Annotated in this window: 18 protein-coding genes and 9 tRNA genes; 6 read left to right on the top strand and 21 right to left on the bottom strand. The window is 47.5% G+C overall.

Translation table 11 applies throughout. The features are described 5' to 3' along the window. Positions 1-6: 6 nt before the first annotated feature. The 5 genes from CFI03_RS00135 to efeO all read right to left on the bottom strand — a co-directional run bounded on the left by CFI03_RS00135 (position 7) and on the right by efeO (position 5855). A complete protein-coding gene (locus CFI03_RS00135) occupies positions 7-1488 on the bottom strand; it encodes a glycoside hydrolase family 26 protein (protein WP_116393626.1) in 1482 nt (493 codons plus the stop codon). Between the two features lie 105 nt (positions 1489-1593). Beyond that, positions 1594-1806, bottom strand: a complete 213-nt coding sequence (locus tag CFI03_RS00130; RefSeq protein WP_015842624.1) for a hypothetical protein — start codon at positions 1804-1806, stop codon at positions 1594-1596. Between the two features lie 43 nt (positions 1807-1849). After that, positions 1850-3673, bottom strand: coding sequence for an FTR1 family iron permease (locus tag CFI03_RS00125; protein ID WP_116393625.1), 1824 nt, complete (start codon positions 3671-3673; stop codon positions 1850-1852). An 18-nt stretch (positions 3674-3691) separates the two neighbouring features. Next, on the bottom strand, positions 3692-4981 hold the full coding sequence (gene efeB, locus CFI03_RS00120) for an iron uptake transporter deferrochelatase/peroxidase subunit (RefSeq protein WP_116393624.1): 1290 nt from the start codon (positions 4979-4981) through the stop codon (positions 3692-3694). A gap of 4 nt (positions 4982-4985) precedes the next feature. After that, positions 4986-5855 (bottom strand): iron uptake system protein EfeO, encoded by an 870-nt coding sequence (gene efeO, locus CFI03_RS00115; RefSeq protein WP_116393623.1) that lies wholly within the window; start codon positions 5853-5855, stop codon positions 4986-4988. A 241-nt stretch (positions 5856-6096) separates the two neighbouring features. On the opposite strand from efeO, the gene CFI03_RS00110 reads away from it, so the two are divergent. After that, a complete protein-coding gene (locus CFI03_RS00110) occupies positions 6097-6969 on the top strand; it encodes an SDR family oxidoreductase (protein ID WP_116393622.1) in 873 nt (290 codons plus the stop codon). A gap of 25 nt (positions 6970-6994) precedes the next feature. On the opposite strand, the gene CFI03_RS00105 is transcribed toward CFI03_RS00110, so the two are convergent. Next, positions 6995-7561 (bottom strand): hypothetical protein, encoded by a 567-nt coding sequence (locus CFI03_RS00105; protein WP_116393621.1) that lies wholly within the window; start codon positions 7559-7561, stop codon positions 6995-6997. A gap of 330 nt (positions 7562-7891) precedes the next feature. On the opposite strand from CFI03_RS00105, the gene CFI03_RS00100 reads away from it, so the two are divergent. The 4 genes from CFI03_RS00100 to CFI03_RS00085 all read left to right on the top strand — a co-directional run bounded on the left by CFI03_RS00100 (position 7892) and on the right by CFI03_RS00085 (position 10415). Beyond that, the gene (locus CFI03_RS00100) at positions 7892-8602 is read left to right on the top strand and encodes a hypothetical protein (RefSeq protein ID WP_116393620.1); all 711 of its coding nucleotides are present in this window, start codon (positions 7892-7894) and stop codon (positions 8600-8602) included. 23 nt (positions 8603-8625) lie between these two features. Continuing rightward, a complete protein-coding gene (locus tag CFI03_RS00095) occupies positions 8626-9558 on the top strand; it encodes a class 1 isoprenoid biosynthesis enzyme (RefSeq protein ID WP_162862739.1) in 933 nt (310 codons plus the stop codon). 83 nt (positions 9559-9641) lie between these two features. Continuing rightward, positions 9642-9956 carry an NHLP leader peptide family RiPP precursor gene (locus CFI03_RS00090; RefSeq protein WP_116393618.1) on the top strand — a complete coding sequence of 105 codons (315 nt, stop codon included), beginning with the start codon at positions 9642-9644 and terminating at the stop codon, positions 9954-9956. 222 nt (positions 9957-10178) lie between these two features. Beyond that, entirely contained in the window at positions 10179-10415 is a 237-nt protein-coding gene (locus CFI03_RS00085) for an NHLP leader peptide family RiPP precursor (protein ID WP_205411923.1), read from the top strand. A gap of 47 nt (positions 10416-10462) precedes the next feature. Here CFI03_RS00085 and CFI03_RS00080 read toward each other — a convergent pair whose 3' ends face one another. From CFI03_RS00080 to CFI03_RS00060, 5 genes are all read right to left on the bottom strand, one after another. Further along, complete coding sequence (locus tag CFI03_RS00080) at positions 10463-12340, bottom strand: sensor histidine kinase (protein WP_116393616.1); 1878 nt, start codon at positions 12338-12340, stop codon at positions 10463-10465. 135 nt (positions 12341-12475) lie between these two features. After that, positions 12476-13210, bottom strand: coding sequence for a metallophosphoesterase (locus CFI03_RS00075; protein ID WP_116393615.1), 735 nt, complete (start codon positions 13208-13210; stop codon positions 12476-12478). Positions 13211-13382: 172 nt separating this feature from the next. Then, a complete protein-coding gene (locus tag CFI03_RS00070; protein ID WP_116393614.1) occupies positions 13383-14006 on the bottom strand; it encodes a ribonuclease H-like YkuK family protein in 624 nt (207 codons plus the stop codon). Between the two features lie 178 nt (positions 14007-14184). Further along, positions 14185-14460 (bottom strand): YqkE family protein, encoded by a 276-nt coding sequence (locus tag CFI03_RS00065; protein ID WP_116393613.1) that lies wholly within the window; start codon positions 14458-14460, stop codon positions 14185-14187. A gap of 20 nt (positions 14461-14480) precedes the next feature. Next, the gene (locus CFI03_RS00060) at positions 14481-15719 is read right to left on the bottom strand and encodes an aminopeptidase (protein ID WP_116393612.1); all 1239 of its coding nucleotides are present in this window, start codon (positions 15717-15719) and stop codon (positions 14481-14483) included. Positions 15720-15905: 186 nt separating this feature from the next. Between CFI03_RS00060 and CFI03_RS00055 the strand changes: the two genes are divergently transcribed. Further along, entirely contained in the window at positions 15906-16403 is a 498-nt protein-coding gene (locus tag CFI03_RS00055) for an SEC-C metal-binding domain-containing protein (RefSeq protein WP_205411922.1), read from the top strand. 54 nt (positions 16404-16457) lie between these two features. Here the strand turns inward: CFI03_RS00055 and CFI03_RS00050 are convergent, their stop codons facing one another. The 10 genes from CFI03_RS00050 to CFI03_RS00005 all read right to left on the bottom strand — a co-directional run bounded on the left by CFI03_RS00050 (position 16458) and on the right by CFI03_RS00005 (position 18393). After that, positions 16458-17447, bottom strand: coding sequence for a Gfo/Idh/MocA family protein (locus tag CFI03_RS00050; protein WP_116393611.1), 990 nt, complete (start codon positions 17445-17447; stop codon positions 16458-16460). A 102-nt stretch (positions 17448-17549) separates the two neighbouring features. Next, a tRNA-Pro gene (locus CFI03_RS00045) sits at positions 17550-17626 on the bottom strand. 19 nt (positions 17627-17645) lie between these two features. After that, positions 17646-17722, bottom strand: a tRNA-Arg gene (locus CFI03_RS00040). Between the two features lie 10 nt (positions 17723-17732). Beyond that, positions 17733-17807: transfer RNA gene (locus tag CFI03_RS00035), tRNA-Gly, on the bottom strand. A 3-nt stretch (positions 17808-17810) separates the two neighbouring features. Then, a tRNA-Leu gene (locus tag CFI03_RS00030) sits at positions 17811-17897 on the bottom strand. A 21-nt stretch (positions 17898-17918) separates the two neighbouring features. Beyond that, a tRNA-Thr gene (locus CFI03_RS00025) sits at positions 17919-17994 on the bottom strand. A gap of 17 nt (positions 17995-18011) precedes the next feature. Beyond that, a tRNA-Asp gene (locus CFI03_RS00020) sits at positions 18012-18088 on the bottom strand. A 33-nt stretch (positions 18089-18121) separates the two neighbouring features. Continuing rightward, a tRNA-Met gene (locus CFI03_RS00015) sits at positions 18122-18198 on the bottom strand. Positions 18199-18215: 17 nt separating this feature from the next. Next, positions 18216-18291, bottom strand: a tRNA-Val gene (locus tag CFI03_RS00010). Between the two features lie 27 nt (positions 18292-18318). Further along, positions 18319-18393, bottom strand: a tRNA-Glu gene (locus CFI03_RS00005). Between the last annotated feature and the right edge of the window lie 45 nt (positions 18394-18438).

Genomic DNA, 18438 nt, shown 5'->3' with positions numbered 1-18438 from the left:
GCGGTTTCATTCCTCCATGTAGATGTGAATTCCATTCCAGCTGATCCGGTAGCCAAGCTCCTTGGCTGCCAGAACAAGGGGGAGAGCTTTTATGTCCCTCCATAACGGTGTGACGCCGTTCAATTTGTAACCGCTCCATATTTTATGCGAAACGAACGGAACCTGCGCCATTCTAGGTATTCCGTTGTCCCATCGGATTAGCTGGGTCGTCCCGTCCTCCATCGTCTTTACGTCCGCCAGAAGGATCCGGCTGAAGAATTCCTCGTCCGCATACAGTTCTCCGTCCAACTTGAATATATGACCGCGGTAGGTAAACGACTGGTTTACGATTGCGGAAGTCCCGCTTCCAAAGTCCTCCTCTAAACGGCTCAAATAATAAGGACTGGCTGTGGCCCGTCTGTAGGCTTCAAGGATCCGGGGTTCATTCGTGATGGAGTAATCATTAATACGCCGTACCTCATTATATTCCGCAAGATTGTTCACATCAAAATAAAAGACAGCCTTAACCCTTGGATAAAGCCGGGGAAGGTTGGAATACAGACGGTTGATTTTCGCAATGGCAAATGCGTTATCCTTCACACCGTCGGTCACCGTATAATGGGTAACGCCATACTCCGACAGCTGAATCGGCTTTGTCCTGCTGAACCGGTTATACACGTAATCAAGCATCTGAAGCGGATCTTCGAAATCGGAAGGCTGCCGGATATCTCCGTTATGATATCTTACGTTATAGACGTTGATTCCTACCCAATCTACGTAATTGTCACCCGGATAATAGGCTTCAATCGGACGCTCCGGCACATTAAGCACGGTCCAGACCATGGCCGTTTTCGGGGCTATTTTCTCGAATACGTCATGAACCATTCTCCAGGTCTTGATATAGAGATCCGGGTCTCCGCTGTAATTCGTCCAGGTTCCGTTCATTTCGGATGCGAAACGCAGAAAAATGGGCACATCGGCCTTGCGCGCCGCATCGGCAAATGTCCGCAGGTAAGCATCGTCCTTCACCTTGGCCAGCCCGTCGTTAGGCTCCCATGCAATGTGGGGGAATGCGCCCGCTTCCTTTACTTCAGACACCCACTCGGACGGGAACGGCTCTCCGTAACCGACATATTTAAAAAAGCTGGCATGCTGCTTCCCTGCTAAGTTATTGAACTCCGCCATGCTATTATGGATGGTTGAGTTCTGCAGCACATAGGCACCTAGATAGGCTCCGGACACCGGCTCGGCTTTCGCCAGCCGATAATTCGGATGCGAGGATGAGACATGAATGGTCCACTCCGAATAACGTGCCTCTTCCACTTGAACGGCAGCCGCATAGGTGCTTGGATTAGCAAGCGGATGTTGTTTTCTAGCAGCGCTTTCCGCCCCTTCCAGCATGACGATGAGAGCGCAGACGAGCATCAGGCCGGGCAGCTTGCGGCGATGCGTTAACCAATAGCTCAGCAGGGGAACCTCCTCCTCTTCTCTATTCCAAGGATGAGGCAAAGAGGCGGCATTTATACGTATTCGGGCGGGGCTATCGCTATGAAAAAAGGCTGCCTTTGCCTAGTCCCGAATAGACTAGTTAAAGACAGCCCCTGCATGTTTTTATTAAACACCCATTTTTTTGCGCTGGTTGTTTACTTTCTTCGTATTCTGGCTCTTCATAGCCTGCGTGGAAGTCGATTGATGCTTCTGACCGGCTGCTCCGTTTTGCCCTTGCTTCTTCTGAGCAAGAAGCTGCTTCGCGCGTTCAGCTTGTGTAAGCGGCTTAGCTTGCGCTGGCGCCTCAGCTTGAACCTCATTATGTTCATTGGCGGACATATGATCACCTCACTTTAATGTACTCAGCATATCAAGTGAAACGTCAATCGGCAAGCCCCCTGGCCGGGACTTTGCGAAGTTGCACAATTCCGATTCTTGTTAATATAACCGCAAGAACGAACAACTGCGGAATCGTTGTCTCCCATGTCGGGTATACGCCCAGGAAACCAATGGTGGCAAGAGATCCCGAAGAATGGGCCGGAAGCCATGAAGCGACCTGAAGCGAATGAATGCTTTCCCCCAGGAAACGGACTACCAGGTAATAGATGAGAGCCGAAGCCGTTAGGAAAAACGGACGGATCGGCAGCTTCGCGCTAAAGCGGATGATCGCAAAGCCGATAATCAAGAGCAGGAGGAGCGTGACTCCGATTCCGAGGATCATCTGAACGGGATCGATGGAGCCCGCCATGCCGATATAGAAGATTGTCGTCTCCGCGCCTTCCCGCAAAATCGCGAGACCCGAAACGATAAATAGGGACCACAAGCTTCCCTTGGCAAGCGCATTGCCCATCCGGTCATCGATAAATTTGTTCCAAGCCTGCAGATTCGATTTCTTATGCAGCCAGTTGCCCACGGAAAGCATCAGAAGCACGGATACAAGTCCCGTAATCCCTTCCATCGCTTCCCGCGCGCTGCCCGCGGTTGCTTCCGCAATGACCGTAGTCAACAGTACGGCCAAGGCAATACTCAAGAGCAATCCCGTCCATACGCCCGACCATACCCAGACATTTTTGGACTGATTGTCCGTGCGTTTCAAATAAGCAAGCAATGCCGCAAGAACAAGAATCGCCTCGAGTCCTTCCCGCAGCAAAATCATTCCGGCATCCCATGCCGTATATTTGGCCTCCGACGTCATCGGTTCGAGCTGACCGCGGATCTCTTGGATAACCGCCTCCGCCTTATCCGGTACCGGATTTGCGGCCAGCAGATATTTGGACACATCGGTCATCTTGATCTCGATGTTCTGATAAACCGCGGCGGACCGAATTGACACCTGGCCCTCAACGGCAGGCCAGCTGCTGATGAAGGATTGCATTTGACCGTTTGCTTCGGCATAATGGTTCGCTGCAATATCCTTCGATGCCTGATTTAATATCGCGATTAAATCCGCAATGGTCAGGCCTTCCGAATCCGTGCTTGCAGCTGCGATTTTCCCGTCTTTATAGTCGTTGATAAGAGTAATCAGGTTTGTTGTATAAGTCTTGGCATCCTCGGCACGAGGAGGTTCAGCCTGCAGGGCAATCCGGATCATGCTCATGCTCGTCTCCAGCTTGCCATACACGGTAAAATTCTCGCTGCGGATGGATTGCTCAATCGGCGGCCAACCGTCGTTGATTTGCTTGTATGCGGCATTCGCCTGCTCCCATTGTCCGGCCTCAATGCTGCCGAGCAGCTTCTCCGCCAGAGGCAGCAGGCTTACTGCAGCGTCTTTCCCGGACAGCGCCGGCACTTCGGCTGCTTTCTCGCTCTTCACAAACGTATTGATCGCTTTCGCTAACGCCGATAAAGCCGCCTTCGCCTCATCCGGCTTATCAGCCGCCTGATCCAACGCTTCCGTGGCGTGAGCAATGGCCGAGGATACATCGGCAGAGTCTGCCTTCGCCCCGGTCTTTAGCTGCTCCCAGCTCTCGTTCGCCTGCCGGATATGATCCTTGGCATCCTGCCAATCACCTTCGCCCGCCGCGGCAAGAGCGCCGCCAACAAGCGGCAGCAGCTTGTCGAGCTGTTCGGATGACGACGCATCCGCAGCATAAGCGGTGTTGCCGAGGCTAATCGTTGAAGCTGCGGCAAACGTCCCGATCCACACCGCAACTAGAACCAGCAATACTCGGGAGATTAAAGCTTTAGGTTGATGTTGCCCGGTCATGTCAAGTCATTCTCCCTTCTACAATAACGTATCGCCGATATAACCGCCTTCGCGTACGCCAGGGAAGCAGGCAAATACGGCGCTGCCGTTGTGAACGATATATTCATTCAGGGCATCCATCTGTCCAAGCTTCTGCTGCATCGGAATAAACTGCTTTCTTGTATCGCGGTTATAACAAATAAATAAGAGTCCTGCATCAAACTGCCCTGTCCGGTTATCCATGCCGCTCGAATAGGAATAGGATCGCCGGAGGATTTTGACCGAGCCGTTCCCCCGCGCCAGCGCAACATGGGAATTTACCGGGATAAGCGGCTTCCCTTTCTCATCCTTCTTGGCGAGGTCCACCGAATCGAACTCGTTCTTGGAGCCGATTGGCGCACCGCTGTCGCGATGCCGGCCAAATGTCGCTTCCTGATCGCCAAGGGTTGAACGGTCCCATACTTCCACCCGAATCCGGATGCGGCGGACAACCATATAGCTGCCGCCTGCCATCCAAGGCGTGCCGTCACCGCTCTGCGCCCATACGACGTCGTTCATCAACGCTTCGTCCTTCGTATCCGGATTGCCGGTACCGTCCTTAAAGCCCATTAGGTTTCGCGGAGTTGCTCCCTTCGGATCGGCGCCGCCGGTCCGCTGGAACCCCTCCTGCGTCCAGCGCAGCACCGCCTTGCCCCTTGCGATGCGGGCCAGATTGCGGATCGCATGGAAGGCCGTCTGCATGTCGTTGGCATTCACCTGAACCCCAATGTCGCCGCCGCACCATTCCTCGCGCAGCTCATCGCCGCCAAAGGCCGGCAAATCCACAAGCGCAGCCGGCCGTTTGGAGGCAAGCCCAAATCTCGCGTCAAAGAAGGACGGTCCTACGCCGAACGTAATCGTTGTTTTTGAAGGATTCAATCCCGCGGCTTCGCCCGTATCGGCAGGAGGAAGATTCGGATTATCATTGACCTCCCCAATCATTTCGCCCTTTGCCATGGATGCGGAAGCTTCCGTCCAAGCCTTGAACAGCTTGCGCACGTCATCAATCGAATTCGTTGTCAGATCAAAGGCAGCGAACATCAGAAAATCCTGCGCGGGTGTCGTTATGCCGGCCTGATGCTTGCCGTAAAATTCTATCCTGCCCTCGCTGCTTGCCTTGGCCGCAACCGAGGCGGAGCTGCCTTTTGCTCCGAAAATCGCTCCAACGCCTGAAGCGCCAAGCAATAGCCCGGCGCCTCCAACACCGGCCAGCCGCAATATATCCCGGCGGCTGATCGGTTTCTCCAAGATGCTGTCTCCAGCTTGATTATTCTTGTTGTCTGTTGTCATCTCATTACGCTCCCAGAATCGTTCCCATATGGGACAACGGTTCAGCTAATGCGTCAAGCAATTGGCTCAACTTCTTGGTATCTTCCTCTTTCAGATCGGTATAGGAAACGTATCCGTCCCCGCTCTTATACGCTGCGAGTGCTTGCTCCAGGTTGTCAAAGCTTGTGCCGATTTGCGCTTCCAATTCAGCGTCCTGCTTGTTCAGCTCGGCTTTCAGCAGCTCGTAGATTTTTTTCGCGCCTTCCACGTTAGCCGCAAAATCATACAGGTCCGTATGCGAATAGCGCTCTTCCTCGCCGGTTACCTTCGAAGAGGATACCTCGTTTAGCAGCTCAACCGCTCCCGTTACGAGCAGGCTAGGTTCTACGTCTACCGTTTCGATCAAGGCACGAAGCGTCTTCGTATCGTCAAGTAACCGGGAAGCATAATCTTCCGCGCCTGCAGTTGCGTTGTTCACCCAAAGCGCCTGCTCGATGCGGTGGAAACCGCGCCAGTCTTTCTCCTCCACATCATTTTCGCGTGCATCGATATTAGGGTCCAGATCGCCAAGAGCTTCCGCGATAGGCTCGATTCTCTCGTAATACATCCGGGTTGGCGCGTACAGCGACTTCGCCGTCTCTACATCGCCGGACTTCACCGCTTGAACGAATTTATCGGTTTCGGCAACCAGCTTATCGGTTTGATCGAGAGCATACTGGCGGTATTGGCCGGTAATCTCATCCCAGTTCTCCACCTTCGGCGCCGCCGATTGTTCTGTATTTGTTGTAGTATTCGCGGCAGCCTCTTTAGCATTATCCGCATTGTTATTGTTCGAGCCGCATCCCGCAAATACGACCGCGCTTGCCAGCACTACCGCAGCTACCTTGATTTTCATGAATCCTTAACCCCTCATCCATTTAATATATAATTCCGTAATGAACTACCAATGAGTATATTCACAATGATAATCATTGTCAATTAGCATTTTTAGCACTAACCCTTTATTAGACACTTGTCGCATATAGACAGGCTTTCGCCTATTCCTCCGCCTCCGCTCAAGCATAGTGTATAGCAGGCCTTCCAACTTCCCACACTAATAGACAAGAACGGATATCCAGAAAAGGAGGCTTTACCCTGTGTCACAATCATCAAGCAACAAGACCGCGGTTTTCCCGCCCCAGCATCAGAATCATCAGCCAGGCATAGAATCCGAGATGAACCCGCTTCCAGTCTATAAAACCGATCAATATAAAGCGGCAAACAAGCTTGAGAATAAAGCTGCCATTATTACCGGTGGAGACAGCGGTATCGGCCGTGCGGTTGCGGTGGCGTTCGCCCTCGAAGGCTGCGACGTAAGCATCGTGTACTACAATGAGCATGAAGACGCCAAGCTTGTTCAACAGGAGATCGAGCAAGCCGGAAGACGCTGCCTGTTAATTCCCGGAGATATCGGGGATGAAGCATTTTGCCGGAATGCCGTTGAGCAGACGGTGATGACCTTTGGCAAGCTGGACATTCTTGTGAATAATGCAGCCGAGCAGCATGTGCAGCAGCGGCTTGAAGATATTACGGCGAAGCAGCTTGAGAAGACGTTCCGGACTAACGTGTTTGGCATGTTCTTTATGACGAGAGCCGCCCTTCCTCATCTGAAGCAAGGCGCATCCGTCATTAATACGGCATCGATCACCGCCTATAAAGGCAATCCGACCTTAATTGATTATTCCGCTACCAAAGGCGCCATCGTCTCTTTTACAAGAGCGCTTGCAACCAACCTGGCCGGACGCGGCATAAGGATCAACGGCATTGCTCCCGGTCCAATCTGGACTCCGCTTATCCCGTCCACCTTCGATGAGCAATCCGTATCCACCTTTGGATCGGATACGCCAATGAAACGGGCCGGACAGCCGTATGAGCTTGCCCCGGCTTACGTATATCTGGCCTCCCAGGATTCCAGCTATGTGACCGGCCAATTCATCCACATTAACGGCGGCGAAGTTGTAAACGGTTAAAAAAAGCAAAAACGCCTTGCGTCTATTACGCAAGGCGTTTTCCAGCTTCCTCGTTTATGCATTTATCTAATAAGTCCTGCAGCCTGCCCTCGTACACAAGCTCCAGCTTCGATGTATTCTCTAGATCCCCCGGCGTTACAAGAAACGAAGATTTATTTACAAGATGGACCCCACTCTTCTCAAATACCGATGCCACAAATTCCGAGCAAAAATAGGCGTAATCCCTCTTAATGATCCTAGTGTTAAACAGCAGTCCGATAACCCCGATCAGATTATACCGGTACAGCTCCCTATTCCGTTCCATCTCCGCAATAACGCCGCGCATCTTGGCGTAAGCAGCCGGTTGTATGCGGCAGCGGTACAAGGCGCATCTGGCTTCGGCGAATAACTGCCCGCGCATATTCTCCCTCACAAAGCCGGCGAAGAACGGATTCTGCGGGTTTTTCCGGCCGAAGCTGTACACTTCGTTTAGCCCGCTGTCAAACGCGATCGACGCATGATTAAGCGGATCCTTCGTAAACCACTTAATCGTTCTCGTAAATAATGTTCCCGTGTCCGTTAAGACAACGTAAACCTCCAGCTCTCTTGTCATGCCCGACAACCTCCACATTAAAGAAGTAACGCTTCTCATCTAACTTTAATGCAGGAGCCATGGTTTCATTAACCTGCTGAGGTACAGTCCTATCCACGACCTTGGTCCTGTTCTGGAAAATTTACCTAGCGTTTCTCTTATCTTAATGGAAGTATTAGTATTTCTCAATCAAAACTTAACAAATAGTCAGGAAAGTGTAAATTAGTTTACCGCTAGTTCTTTCGAATGAGCAGGTGAGGAATTGGGACTAGATCGGTTTCTAGTAATCTACTTATATATGGTATAATAAGCCATATTACAGCTGGGATACAAAAGGAGATTTCGATACAAATGGAATTCAAAAAGGTGAATACGCCCCTCCGTCTCGTAGGTATTCAAAAGTACAAAAGCAAGGACGGCAGAGCCTGGATCAAGTATCCCGGCGGCTCCCGAAAGCCATTAAAGAAAAGCACGGTTATATGGACCAGACTGCTGACCGTGATCGTCATCGTTGGCGTCGTCGGATTTGCCGGTTACAAGATCGGGCTCCACTACTTATCCAACAAAATGATGAATGAAATGGCCGATCAAATCCTGACCACCGATGAAATCGAGTCGTTCAAGAAGGATCCCGCCGTTCAGCAGATCATTGCCGATAACTCCAAATATTTCGATAAAAAGGCTGTAGAAGCCCTGCAAGGCTCTATCTCTACCGATGCCGGCAACGGCGGTAAAGCCGAAGGTACAAGTGAGGAAAAGCCGGATAAATCAGGTTCTAGTTCTGGCAATGCGGCAAGCGGCGGTAAGGAAGATACAAAGCCGGCGGACAAGCCGTCCACAGGCGGACAGCTTGTTGTGAAGAATAAGGATGAAGCGGCCCAGCTTCTGCTCAGCAAGTTCTCCATGAAGGAATTAACCGGACTCGCCGATAAAGCAAAGGACGGCCTGACGCCGGAAGAGAAGCAGTCCATTAAGGAAACTCTTCTCTCGCGCCTTTCTCCGGAGGAGTTCAACTCCGTCAAGATTGTTGCTTTGATGGAGGTTATGAAGCGTGATGAATAATGAACTAACTAATGGAGGGCATCATGACTAGGAACTACTTAGATTCATTCAAGGAAGAATTATTAGAAGTCTTTTCCGAAGCTCGTGTAAGAATCAATAAGTTTCCTTCTCCATTTAATCAAAAGGGATTAGTATATCTGGACAAGTTTGATGTTTTTCAAAAGGAAAGTGCAAAAAACTATATATGTTATCTGCTGCCCTATTGGATGAATGAGATCACTAACATAACCGTTGAACAATGTCGTAAGTTTTCATTGGCGAACGTATTCAATATGCTTTATTACTTCCTGCAAGACGACGTAATGGATGAGACTCCTATCGCATGGAAAGAACAACTTGCTCTTGCGCAGCTTCTCCATTCCGAGTTCGAGTTTATTCTTCGTGAAATGTTTGAAGCAGCATCTCCATTCTGGAACTATCGGCAGAAATACGTTAACGAGTGGGCAGTAACTGTTGTAAACGAAAATAAAGAAGACTACTTCATGTCGGATAATCTAATGATCGCCAAAAAAGCTTCTCCTCTTAAGCTAGCTAGTACAGGAGCCCTGTTATTAGCAAATCAACCGGAGAAAATCGAAGAAGTGGAGCAGCTTGTTGACCATAGTCTTGTTCTCCTACAGCTCGCAGATGATTTGGCAGACTGGAAGGAAGATTTGCAAGATAATAACTATAATTGTCTCTTGTCTATGATTAAAGCCATAAAAAAACAAGAAGCGCCACTCGAAGTGTTGGAAGTTGAATCCTATATCTACGATCGAAGTATCTTGCTCGACTATACAAATAGTTGTCATGAACATATCAGTTTCATAGCCAATCACACCCTGCAATTAAAGCATCTACTGCACTTTAGTTACTCCATCTATGAAGATCTTTATCATTTTGCCAAACAAGTAGATGAGACAAAAACCGCATTGTTGTCTGGCGGATTCGACTATATTCTGTCGAATAATACCTAGATAATAGTATAATGTGCCTATTTTATATGATATAATTTATTTGAACATATAAATTATTACATATATTATGGAGGGATTTAGAAATGAAAAACATCGCATTGAAACAAACACCTGCTCCATTTGTACTGTTCGACAAATTCGAGACGCCTAATACACGCACTACTTCTCCTCAAGCTATTCGTAACCAAATCATTCAAAAGGTCTGGGAGGACGAAGCTTTCAAACAACAATTCATAGCTAACCCTAAGCTTGCTGTTAAAGAAGCATTTGGTATCGAACTTCCTACTACTGCGCAAATCAAAGTAGTAGAGGAATCGTCCGACGAATATTTCTTCGTTATCCCGCCTAAGCCATCCGAAATGAAACAACAAGACGTTAAAGAATTTCCAAGCTGGTAATTTATAAACAAAAAGGAGCCAACATCGAATTTTGATGTTGGCTCCTTTTTTGTTTTCCCACTCAGTAGCAGTTATTTAATCAATTAACAACACAGTCTAATAGACTAGTCATATTTTATTATATTTTGTCGAAAATTCACAAATTTCAGTATAATTTATCTAACTATTATGTTATAATTCTAGTACTAAAGTGGTATTACTACATATTTTGGAGGGGTTATTTTGTCGAATCAGGTTACTCGCGATCAAATTATTCAAAAGGCTTGGGAAGACGACGCTTTTAAACAGCAGTTGTTGACAGATCCTAAAGCAGCTATCAAAGATGTCTTTGGCGTTGAGATTCCAGAAAATTTTGAAATCAGTGTAGTAGAAGAATCGCCAGAGCATTTCTATCTTGTCCTCCCTCCGAAACCTTCTATGATGAAAGCTGCTTCAAATGAAGAGATTCCCACTTGGTAATTGAACATACAAGAGAACCCCTCCGAAAGTTTGGAGGGGTTCTTCTATTATGCTGCTGGAAAAGAAATATAAACTTCAGTTCCAATGCCTTTGCTGCTTTTAAATACAATATTTCCTTGCATTACTTCAATAATACTAAAAGTCACCATAAGACCTAGCCCAGTACCTTTAGTTTTATTTGAATAATAAGGCTCACCTAACTTTGCAAGCTCGCTTTCGGTCATCCCAATTCCATTGTCTTTTATTTGAACAACAACCCTATTATCTTCTCGGTATCCTTTTATTTCGATTTCTCCATCACCCTCTAATGCTTCAATACTATTTTTAATCATGTTAATAAAAGCTTGCTTAAATTTCGATGAATTCCCTTGTATCTGTAGATGATCTGGAATATTCAATTTAAGCTTTCCACCTTGTAAATTCGCCAAAGGTATTAGCATACTGCCTATATGCTTAAACTCATTCGCTATATTAAGTAATGTAACATGTTCTAGCTGAGGTTTCGCAAATGTAAGAAAATCGGTGATAATTTCAGAAGCACGATCTAGTTCATTAATAGCTAGGACCATATAATTTTTTTCTTTGTTGCTTATACTTTTTTCCTCAAGAAGCTGTAAAAAACCACGTGTTACTTGTAAGGGATTTCGAACTTCATGTGCTACTGAAGCTGCAAGCTGACTTATCATATCCATTTTCTCTGAGCGCTGAAGCTCATTATTAAAAATCTCTAGCTGTTTTGAATAGGTGACGACCTTCTCAAAACTTAATACAATCTGCCTCCCAAGCGTGATAACTAAAGAAAGTATGAAGCATACAATGCCCCACTTCCAATAAAGAAACTCATAGTTTCTTGAAGCCGCATAATATTTGAACATATCAAATACCGCAAGTAATATGAATATGCCAAAACCAATAGAAACAATAATTGCATCTTTCTGTTTCTTTAAACTATGAATGACAAGCAAACCGACAAAAATAATACCTCCACCAATTACTCCGATTGCAAATAAAGTTGTTGTTACTAAATAATAAATCGAATAGTAAGCATTATCGGTAGCAATATTTATACCTAGCCCAATAGTTGATAAGGTAATAAGACTCATTGCGTAATACTTTATAATACGTACAAGTGCGAATTTCCCTTTTCCAAAAATCGTTTCCAAAAAGAAGAATAGGGCTGGAAATAAAACATTAATGGACAAGTCGGTTCCTGTTGCAAACAGAAAACCATATTCCTCATAAACTGAATATAAAAATGGTGAATATAGAATCAGTAAGCAGCCTAAGGATAAAATAATTAGGCTAAGTGATTTCCATCCTGATACATGAACCTTTTTTAAAAAAATCATGCAAAAGAACATAATGGCAGCTACAAAAATAAATGCCGCTCCTAAAATAATATCAGGTAAATCTTGTAAAACCATATTACGATATAAATTCGTATAATCGCCAAAAACAAAACCGTTAATTCCTATGTTCCCCGTTTCGTTTACCAAATGGATGTAAAGGGTTTCATTTGTTGGGCCATCCAAAGGAATTACAAATTTATTTACATCATAGTAGTGATCTCTGATCGATTCATAAACCATCGATCCATTTATATAAGCAAAAACATTTTGCGCATAAGCTTTATTAACAAGCAGCCCTGCATGTGAATCGAATTCAGCTGGCAGCTGAATTTTAACCCACATGGAACTTGTCCCTTTCGGCAACACCGGCTCCTTCTCGTTTTCCTTCACGGTAATCCAGCCATCGGCAGGCGGTATCTTGTTATCCTCATCATTCCCCGGATGAAGCTGCCACTCTGTAATTCGTATTTTCGACGCTGATTCTTCTGTATTCGCAAAGGTGATCGTGGGGCTTATTGAAGTGATGACTGCTATAGATAATAAAATGAAAATCGTATACTTCAGAATGGCCTTCATCTTTACACCTCAAATATTGGAAAATAGTTCTTATTACTCATAAGTTCGACATTTTTCGATTATATCCTTCACCTTTCTCTTATATATTAAAAATCTTAAAAATAAAAGGAGCGGAATATCCGCTCCAGATTGTTACTATGATATCGCTGCTTTTCTTGCAGGCACCGAGAATGACCGTACCTCTTCGCCGATAATCTCAAGCGCGTTCAATTGAAGGCCGCTGGCACAGCCTCCGTCGATTCCAATCTTGCCTTTGCCGTACCAGACATCCGCTCTGCCATGCAGATCAACGGTTTTCGTATGGCCGAACACGACTACTTTATCAACGACCGTATCCGCCCTGTGGAACGAATCCTTAATGTATAAGAAATCCCTCTTCGGCTGTTCCTTCCAGTTCGGGTACTTCGGATTCAGTCCCGCATGCACATAGATGAAATGCTTATCCTCGTAGTAATAAGGAAGCTGCTCGAGGAAATCCGCGTGGTAAGGATAACGCTCGAGAACCGTCTCTCTGAGCCTGTTCAGCAGATCCTCCTCGCTGCCCGTCATATCGCTTCCCTTCAGATAGCTGTACACGGTCTGACGGCCGCCATGGCGGAAGAACTTCTCCCTTGCCTCTTTGGTTTTGTTGCGGACAATATCCACGAAGCGCTCGTCGTGATTGCCTTGAACCGCAATGGCACCATGCTCCCGGACCAGGCTAGCCGATTGTTCAACAACCATCTTGCTGTCCGGCCCCTTGCTGACGAAATCTCCTAGCAATATGAGCTGATCTTTTACCGGCTCGTAATTAACCCGCTCGAGCAGCCGGTTAAAAGCATCGTAACAACCATGAATATCGCTAATGACTAGCGTCCTTTCCTTTCCCATGACATCCCATCCTTCCCCTATACGTATTTCATTCTACAGCTATCGAAAAAAAACCTTCCGAAACGCAAAAAAGCCGCAGGCCATAAGGCCTGCGGCTGCTTAAGAACTTGTCCTGCTATGAATTAAGCTAAACCTTGTTCATTATTGTTGCAAAAAAAGAAACGCCGTCTACTTACACAAGACCCTGGCGCTTTTTGAATCGGACAGGCTTCTTCGTATGGCGGTTGGCATAAGCCGATGCAGCGTAGGAATCCGGCTTCACCCTTGCCAGATACGTTCCCATCCCTTTTACCCGGTCGATCATCTCTTCTACATAAAGCGATGTCTTATTAACGGTTGGCTCCGTGCCTGCGTCGATATCGATAAATAAATCAAGCGAAGCTCCCTGGTAAACGAATGGTAGCAGCACTTCTTCCATCCGCTGGATAGCGCCATCCACGAAATAATAGGCAACCTCCTGGGACAAAGCCGTTTCCATCGTCAGCTTCTCCTTCAGGGAGGTCAGCTCCCGCGGGACAACAACCTGCCTGTAACAAGCCCAAGCGCCCTTCCCCATCCGCCGGATAATGATGCCTGTTACGAACTTCGTATATCCGTTAAAACCTTGGCTGTCTGTCCCAATGACAAAATGATAAGCCGCCCTTGGATCACTCGCCATAAAATTCAATATGCGATCGTACACCTCATGAATCGTAAGCCTGCTCTCCGTCACGTTCTGGAACCGCAGCTCTTCCGGAAGAAGGAGCTTGTTACCCGATAAATTTTTTCTCATCGTCGTCACCTGTACAATGTACATTTCAGCCCTTTCTCTCAGCAATCGCCAAAATCCCGATCTTCTATACCATGCCTATGCGAAAGGAGTTGTATATTATTATTAATAGTTATATGATGACAAGCACGATTCTGCCTTACCCAAAAAAAGAAAAGGCCCCTAAACCGCGATGTCTCGCGGCTTAGAGGCCTCTTCCCTGCTCTTATTTATATTTTCGCCAATCCAGCTTGCTGTTCTCCAGCAGATAGCCCATATCGCTCTCCAGGCGCTTCTGTTCCTTCTTGCGGGCCTCCTCGGCTTCCGTCCGCGCTTTCTGCTTCCGCTGCTCCTCAGCCGCCTTCATCTCGTCAGATTGGGCTTTAAGCTTCTGCAGTACGTCTGCGCTAAGCATATCCTTTAACGTTGTCCCCTGCTCCTGCTGAGGGCTTGTATTCGCCCTGTGGCTCGCTGCAGGTGCCGTTCTTTTCTTCTTCGCCATTTCATCCTCACCTACCGTTCTTAAAATGCCCAGTTCCCTTTGCGGAAGATCGGCACGATTGTTCCATCGGCTTTGATGCCGTCAATATCCATCTCAGCGGATCCGATCATAAAATCAACATGCGTGATGCTGGCATTTACGCCGTTCTCGGCCAGCTCTTCCGGAGACATTTGTTTCCCGCCGTCGATATTAAACGCATAACCGCTGCCAATTGCCAGATGGTTCGATGCATTCTCGTCAAACAAAGTATTATAGAACAGAATATTCGATTGCGAAATCGGCGACTCATGCGGCACAAGCGCAACTTCGCCCAAGTAATGCGAGCCTTCGTCTGTATCAACAAGCTTTTGAAGAGTTTCCTGGCCTTGCTCTGCTTCTACCTTCACGATCCGGCCGGCTTCAAACGTAATCTTGAAGTTATCGATAATATTGCCGCCGTAGCTGAGTGGTTTCGTGCTGGACACATAACCGTTAACCCCGGTCTTTTGCGGTACCGTAAATACTTCCTCCGTCGGCATGTTAGCCATGAAGGAAACATGGTTCTGGTTTTCGCTGCCTGCGGCAACCCAAATATGCTTATCCGAAAGCTCGATCGTCATATCCGTACCAGGAGCCGTATAATGCAGCTTTACAAAACGATTCTCATCGAGCGCCTGCGCTTTGGAATGAAGCGTAGCGTTATGCTCTTCCCATGCTTTCACCGGGTCTTCCGAGTGGAGACGAACCGCCTTGAAGATCGCTTCCCACAGCTGGTTGACAGCTTCTTCTTCGTTAACGCTCGGGAATACTTTGGAAGCCCATGCTTTACCGGCCGCGGCTACAACGGTCCAGCTCACTTTATCGGATTGAACCGCTCTGCGGAATGCTTGCAGACCTTGGCCAGCAGCCTTTTGGAAGTTGGCAATTCGCTGCGAGTCAATGCCCGACAGCAGATCCGGGCTGGAAGAAACGATGGAGATAAATACGGCATTACGCTCAACGAAGGAATTCCGTTTGGCGGTCTCCCATTCCGGGAAACGGGTAAATACCTCATCGGCAGCCTTCTCGTATTTGAGGCGCGACAAGCTGTCATCCGTCCAATCGACATGGACATTGCTTGCTCCGGCCAAATAGGCCTGCTCGGCGACAAGCCGTACAAGGTCAGCTTGATCGATAGCCCCTGTAATAAATACCTCCTGGTTCTTTTGTACATTAACGCCTACTCGTACGATTAGTTCAGCGTACTTGGTTAAATTGTTAACGAATGCAACGTTTGTCATCGCTCATTCACACCTTTCTAAATATGTATAATGACTATTCTTTGCTTCTTGTCCCGGGCGTATGAAAATTATTACCCCGGACGAAAAGAATGGAAAATGAAGGTTTTTCGTTTTTCCATATCTCTTTTTATGTTATTATATAGGAATGTACTCTTGCATAAAAGATTTTCGCACGAAGGAGCTCTTATGTCTAAACTAGGTAGAAATGAACAATGTCACTGCGGCAGCGGCTTGAAATATAAAAAGTGCTGCATGTCGAAGGACGAACAATCGGCTAGAACAAGCAAAGCCTCCAATGCAATTCGTCATTTTACAGAAGCTGAACTGGTTCACTTGGTTGACCACGAATCCACGTGGGCTAATCCGCAATATGCAGAACTGGCGCATGAACTTATTGCTTCCATGAAACAGGATTACAAGCCTAACCATATCGCAATGGCGGTTATGATCTGGCATGATTTCACGAATATGACGAAACCATCGTATCGCAAATCCGGCGCATTCTGTGCGGCGTTGGAATATATGGTCTGTGAGGTTACCGAATCCGGTAAGAGCAAAAACGATCTTGCCGAAAAATATGAAGTATCCGCTGCTACGATCACCAAGCGTTATCAGGAGCTTTCCGGCTTCCTTATGCAGCAGCTGGAGCAAAACGAGCCGACCCCGGAAGCGGTTGCTCCATAATCGAACAGGCTGTTTCGGACTTTTCATCCGGAACAGCCTGCTTTTTTTATGAGCTTACTTCTTGTCCGCAGGGTATGCAAGCCCGATCTGGCGGCGTGCCTCGTCCATAATCTCCATGACAACAAGAGAGTTGGCATAGGAGTTAACCGGCGATTCAAGCTTGCCGCGTTCAATAAGCTCGGCAAAAGCTTGAATCTCGTATACCATGGAATTATCCGCTTGCTGTCTGCTGATGTTTTCTTCAGGACGCCCGTCACGGTATTGGATCCGAACGCTGGCCGGCTGACTGATTCTCTCGATAACCATATTGCCTTCTTCGCCCTGAATTTCAGCAGGCATATTCGAATTCGAGATCTTCGAGTGCAGCAGGACGGCTTCCATATCCCCGTAATTCAGGATCAGACTGCCCTTGCCGTCCACCCCGGACTCCAGCATAACCGCACTAGCCTTGACGCTATCCGGCTTGCCAAACAGCACGACAAGCGGGTATATACAATATGTTCCGATATCCATCAAGGAGCCGTTCGACAATTCCGGCAGGAAAGCATTAAGCACTTCTCCTGCTTTGTATTTGTCATAGCGGGAAGAGTACTGGCAGAACAAAGCAAAGAAAGTACGTACCTTGCCAATCTTGTGGAGGTTCTCGCGAACCGCTTCAAAGTTAGGCATCACTGTCGACTTCATGGCTTCCATCAGCAGCACCTTATTCTCCCGCGCCGCTTCGAACATGGCTTGCACTTCAGCAGCATTTGATGCTAGAGGTTTCTCGCAAAGCACATGCTTCCCATGCTTCATAAATGTAATTGCATACTCGGCATGAAGCGAATTCGGGCTTGCTATGTAAATTGCGTCAATCAGATTGCTTTGCGCCATCTCTTCCAGATCCGTGAAGGTATGAGGAATGCCCTGTGCATCCGCATAAGCCTTTGCACGCTCCTCCGTACGCGAATATAGCGCCGTTACTTCAACCTTATCTACCTGGCGTGCTGCATTCATAAACGTTTCCGTAATAAAGTTAGAGCCAATAATCCCAATACGCAGCATAAGAATTCACCTCTTCATCTTTAAGTTGTCCATAATTGTCCATAAACTAAAAAAAGCCCGCCCTACGTACCAAGTACGTCTGCTGACTCCAATGAATTGAAATGGTCGGGATGACACGATTTGAACATGCGACCCCCTGGTCCCAAACCAGGTGCTCTACCAAGCTGAGCTACATCCCGTTATTCAATTAAGAAAAAATGGCGCGGCCTAAGAGATTCGAACTCCTGACCTTTTGATTCGTAGTCAAACGCTCTATCCAGCTGAGCTAAGGCCGCAAAAAAATTATGGAGCGGAAGACGGGAATCGAACCCGCGACCCTCGCCTTGGCAAGGCGATGCTCTACCGCTGAGCCACTTCCGCATATGGTGCGGTCGAGAGGACTCGAACCTCCACGGCTGTTACACCACTAGAACCTGAATCTAGCGCGTCTGCCAATTCCGCCACGACCGCATGCATATTGTGTTGTAAAGATGGTGCCGGCGATAGGAGTCGAACCCACGACCTACTGATTACAAGTCAGTTGCTCTACCAACTGAGCTACACCGGCATAAAACTTTGTGAAAATGGCGGAGCTGACGGGATTCGAACCCGCGGTCTCCTGCGTGACAGGCAGGCATGTTAGGCCTCTACACCACAGCTCCATGCTACTTTCGGATAAGATCCGAAAAAAAAATTGGTTGCGAAGACAGGATTTGAACCTGTGACCTTCGGGTTATGAGCCCGACGAGCTACCGGACTGCTCCACCTCGCGGCATTACAAAACTCGTATGGTGGAGGCTGAGGGGATCGAACCCCCGACCCTCTGCTTGTAAGGCAGATGCTCTCCCAGCTGAGCTAAGCCTCCATACTTTTTTACCCCTAGGGTAAATATTGGTGACCCGTAGGGGATTCGAACCCCTGTTACCTCCGTGAAAGGGAGGTGTCTTAACCCCTTGACCAACGGGCCTTGTATTCAAGATTTGCGCCTTGAAAACTGGATGCGAAATAATGA

The organism is Paenibacillus sp. ATY16, from assembly GCF_003399985.2.
Classification (GTDB): Bacteria; Bacillota; Bacilli; order Paenibacillales; family Paenibacillaceae; genus Pristimantibacillus; species Pristimantibacillus glycanilyticus.
This window is presented reverse-complemented; position numbering and strand designations above follow the sequence as displayed.

What these genes read in the sequence shown, in the direction of transcription:
- CFI03_RS00130 (WP_015842624.1), bottom strand. Translation starts at nt 1,806, where the DNA reads ATGTCCGCCAATGAACATAATGAGGTTCAAGCTGAGGCGCCAGCGCAA.
- CFI03_RS00125 (WP_116393625.1), bottom strand. Translation starts at nt 3,673, where the DNA reads ATGACCGGGCAACATCAACCTAAAGCTTTAATCTCCCGAGTATTGCTG.
- efeB (WP_116393624.1), bottom strand. Translation starts at nt 4,981, where the DNA reads ATGACAACAGACAACAAGAATAATCAAGCTGGAGACAGCATCTTGGAG.
- efeO (WP_116393623.1), bottom strand. Translation starts at nt 5,855, where the DNA reads ATGAAAATCAAGGTAGCTGCGGTAGTGCTGGCAAGCGCGGTCGTATTT.
- CFI03_RS00105 (WP_116393621.1), bottom strand. Translation starts at nt 7,561, where the DNA reads ATGACAAGAGAGCTGGAGGTTTACGTTGTCTTAACGGACACGGGAACA.
- CFI03_RS00100 (WP_116393620.1), top strand. Translation starts at nt 7,892, where the DNA reads ATGGAATTCAAAAAGGTGAATACGCCCCTCCGTCTCGTAGGTATTCAA.
- CFI03_RS00095 (WP_162862739.1), top strand. Translation starts at nt 8,626, where the DNA reads ATGACTAGGAACTACTTAGATTCATTCAAGGAAGAATTATTAGAAGTC.
- CFI03_RS00090 (WP_116393618.1), top strand. Translation starts at nt 9,642, where the DNA reads ATGAAAAACATCGCATTGAAACAAACACCTGCTCCATTTGTACTGTTC.
- CFI03_RS00080 (WP_116393616.1), bottom strand. Translation starts at nt 12,340, where the DNA reads ATGAAGGCCATTCTGAAGTATACGATTTTCATTTTATTATCTATAGCA.
- CFI03_RS00075 (WP_116393615.1), bottom strand. Translation starts at nt 13,210, where the DNA reads ATGGGAAAGGAAAGGACGCTAGTCATTAGCGATATTCATGGTTGTTAC.
- CFI03_RS00070 (WP_116393614.1), bottom strand. Translation starts at nt 14,006, where the DNA reads ATGTACATTGTACAGGTGACGACGATGAGAAAAAATTTATCGGGTAAC.
- CFI03_RS00065 (WP_116393613.1), bottom strand. Translation starts at nt 14,460, where the DNA reads ATGGCGAAGAAGAAAAGAACGGCACCTGCAGCGAGCCACAGGGCGAAT.
- CFI03_RS00060 (WP_116393612.1), bottom strand. Translation starts at nt 15,719, where the DNA reads ATGACAAACGTTGCATTCGTTAACAATTTAACCAAGTACGCTGAACTA.
- CFI03_RS00055 (WP_205411922.1), top strand. Translation starts at nt 15,906, where the DNA reads ATGTCTAAACTAGGTAGAAATGAACAATGTCACTGCGGCAGCGGCTTG.
- CFI03_RS00050 (WP_116393611.1), bottom strand. Translation starts at nt 17,447, where the DNA reads ATGCTGCGTATTGGGATTATTGGCTCTAACTTTATTACGGAAACGTTT.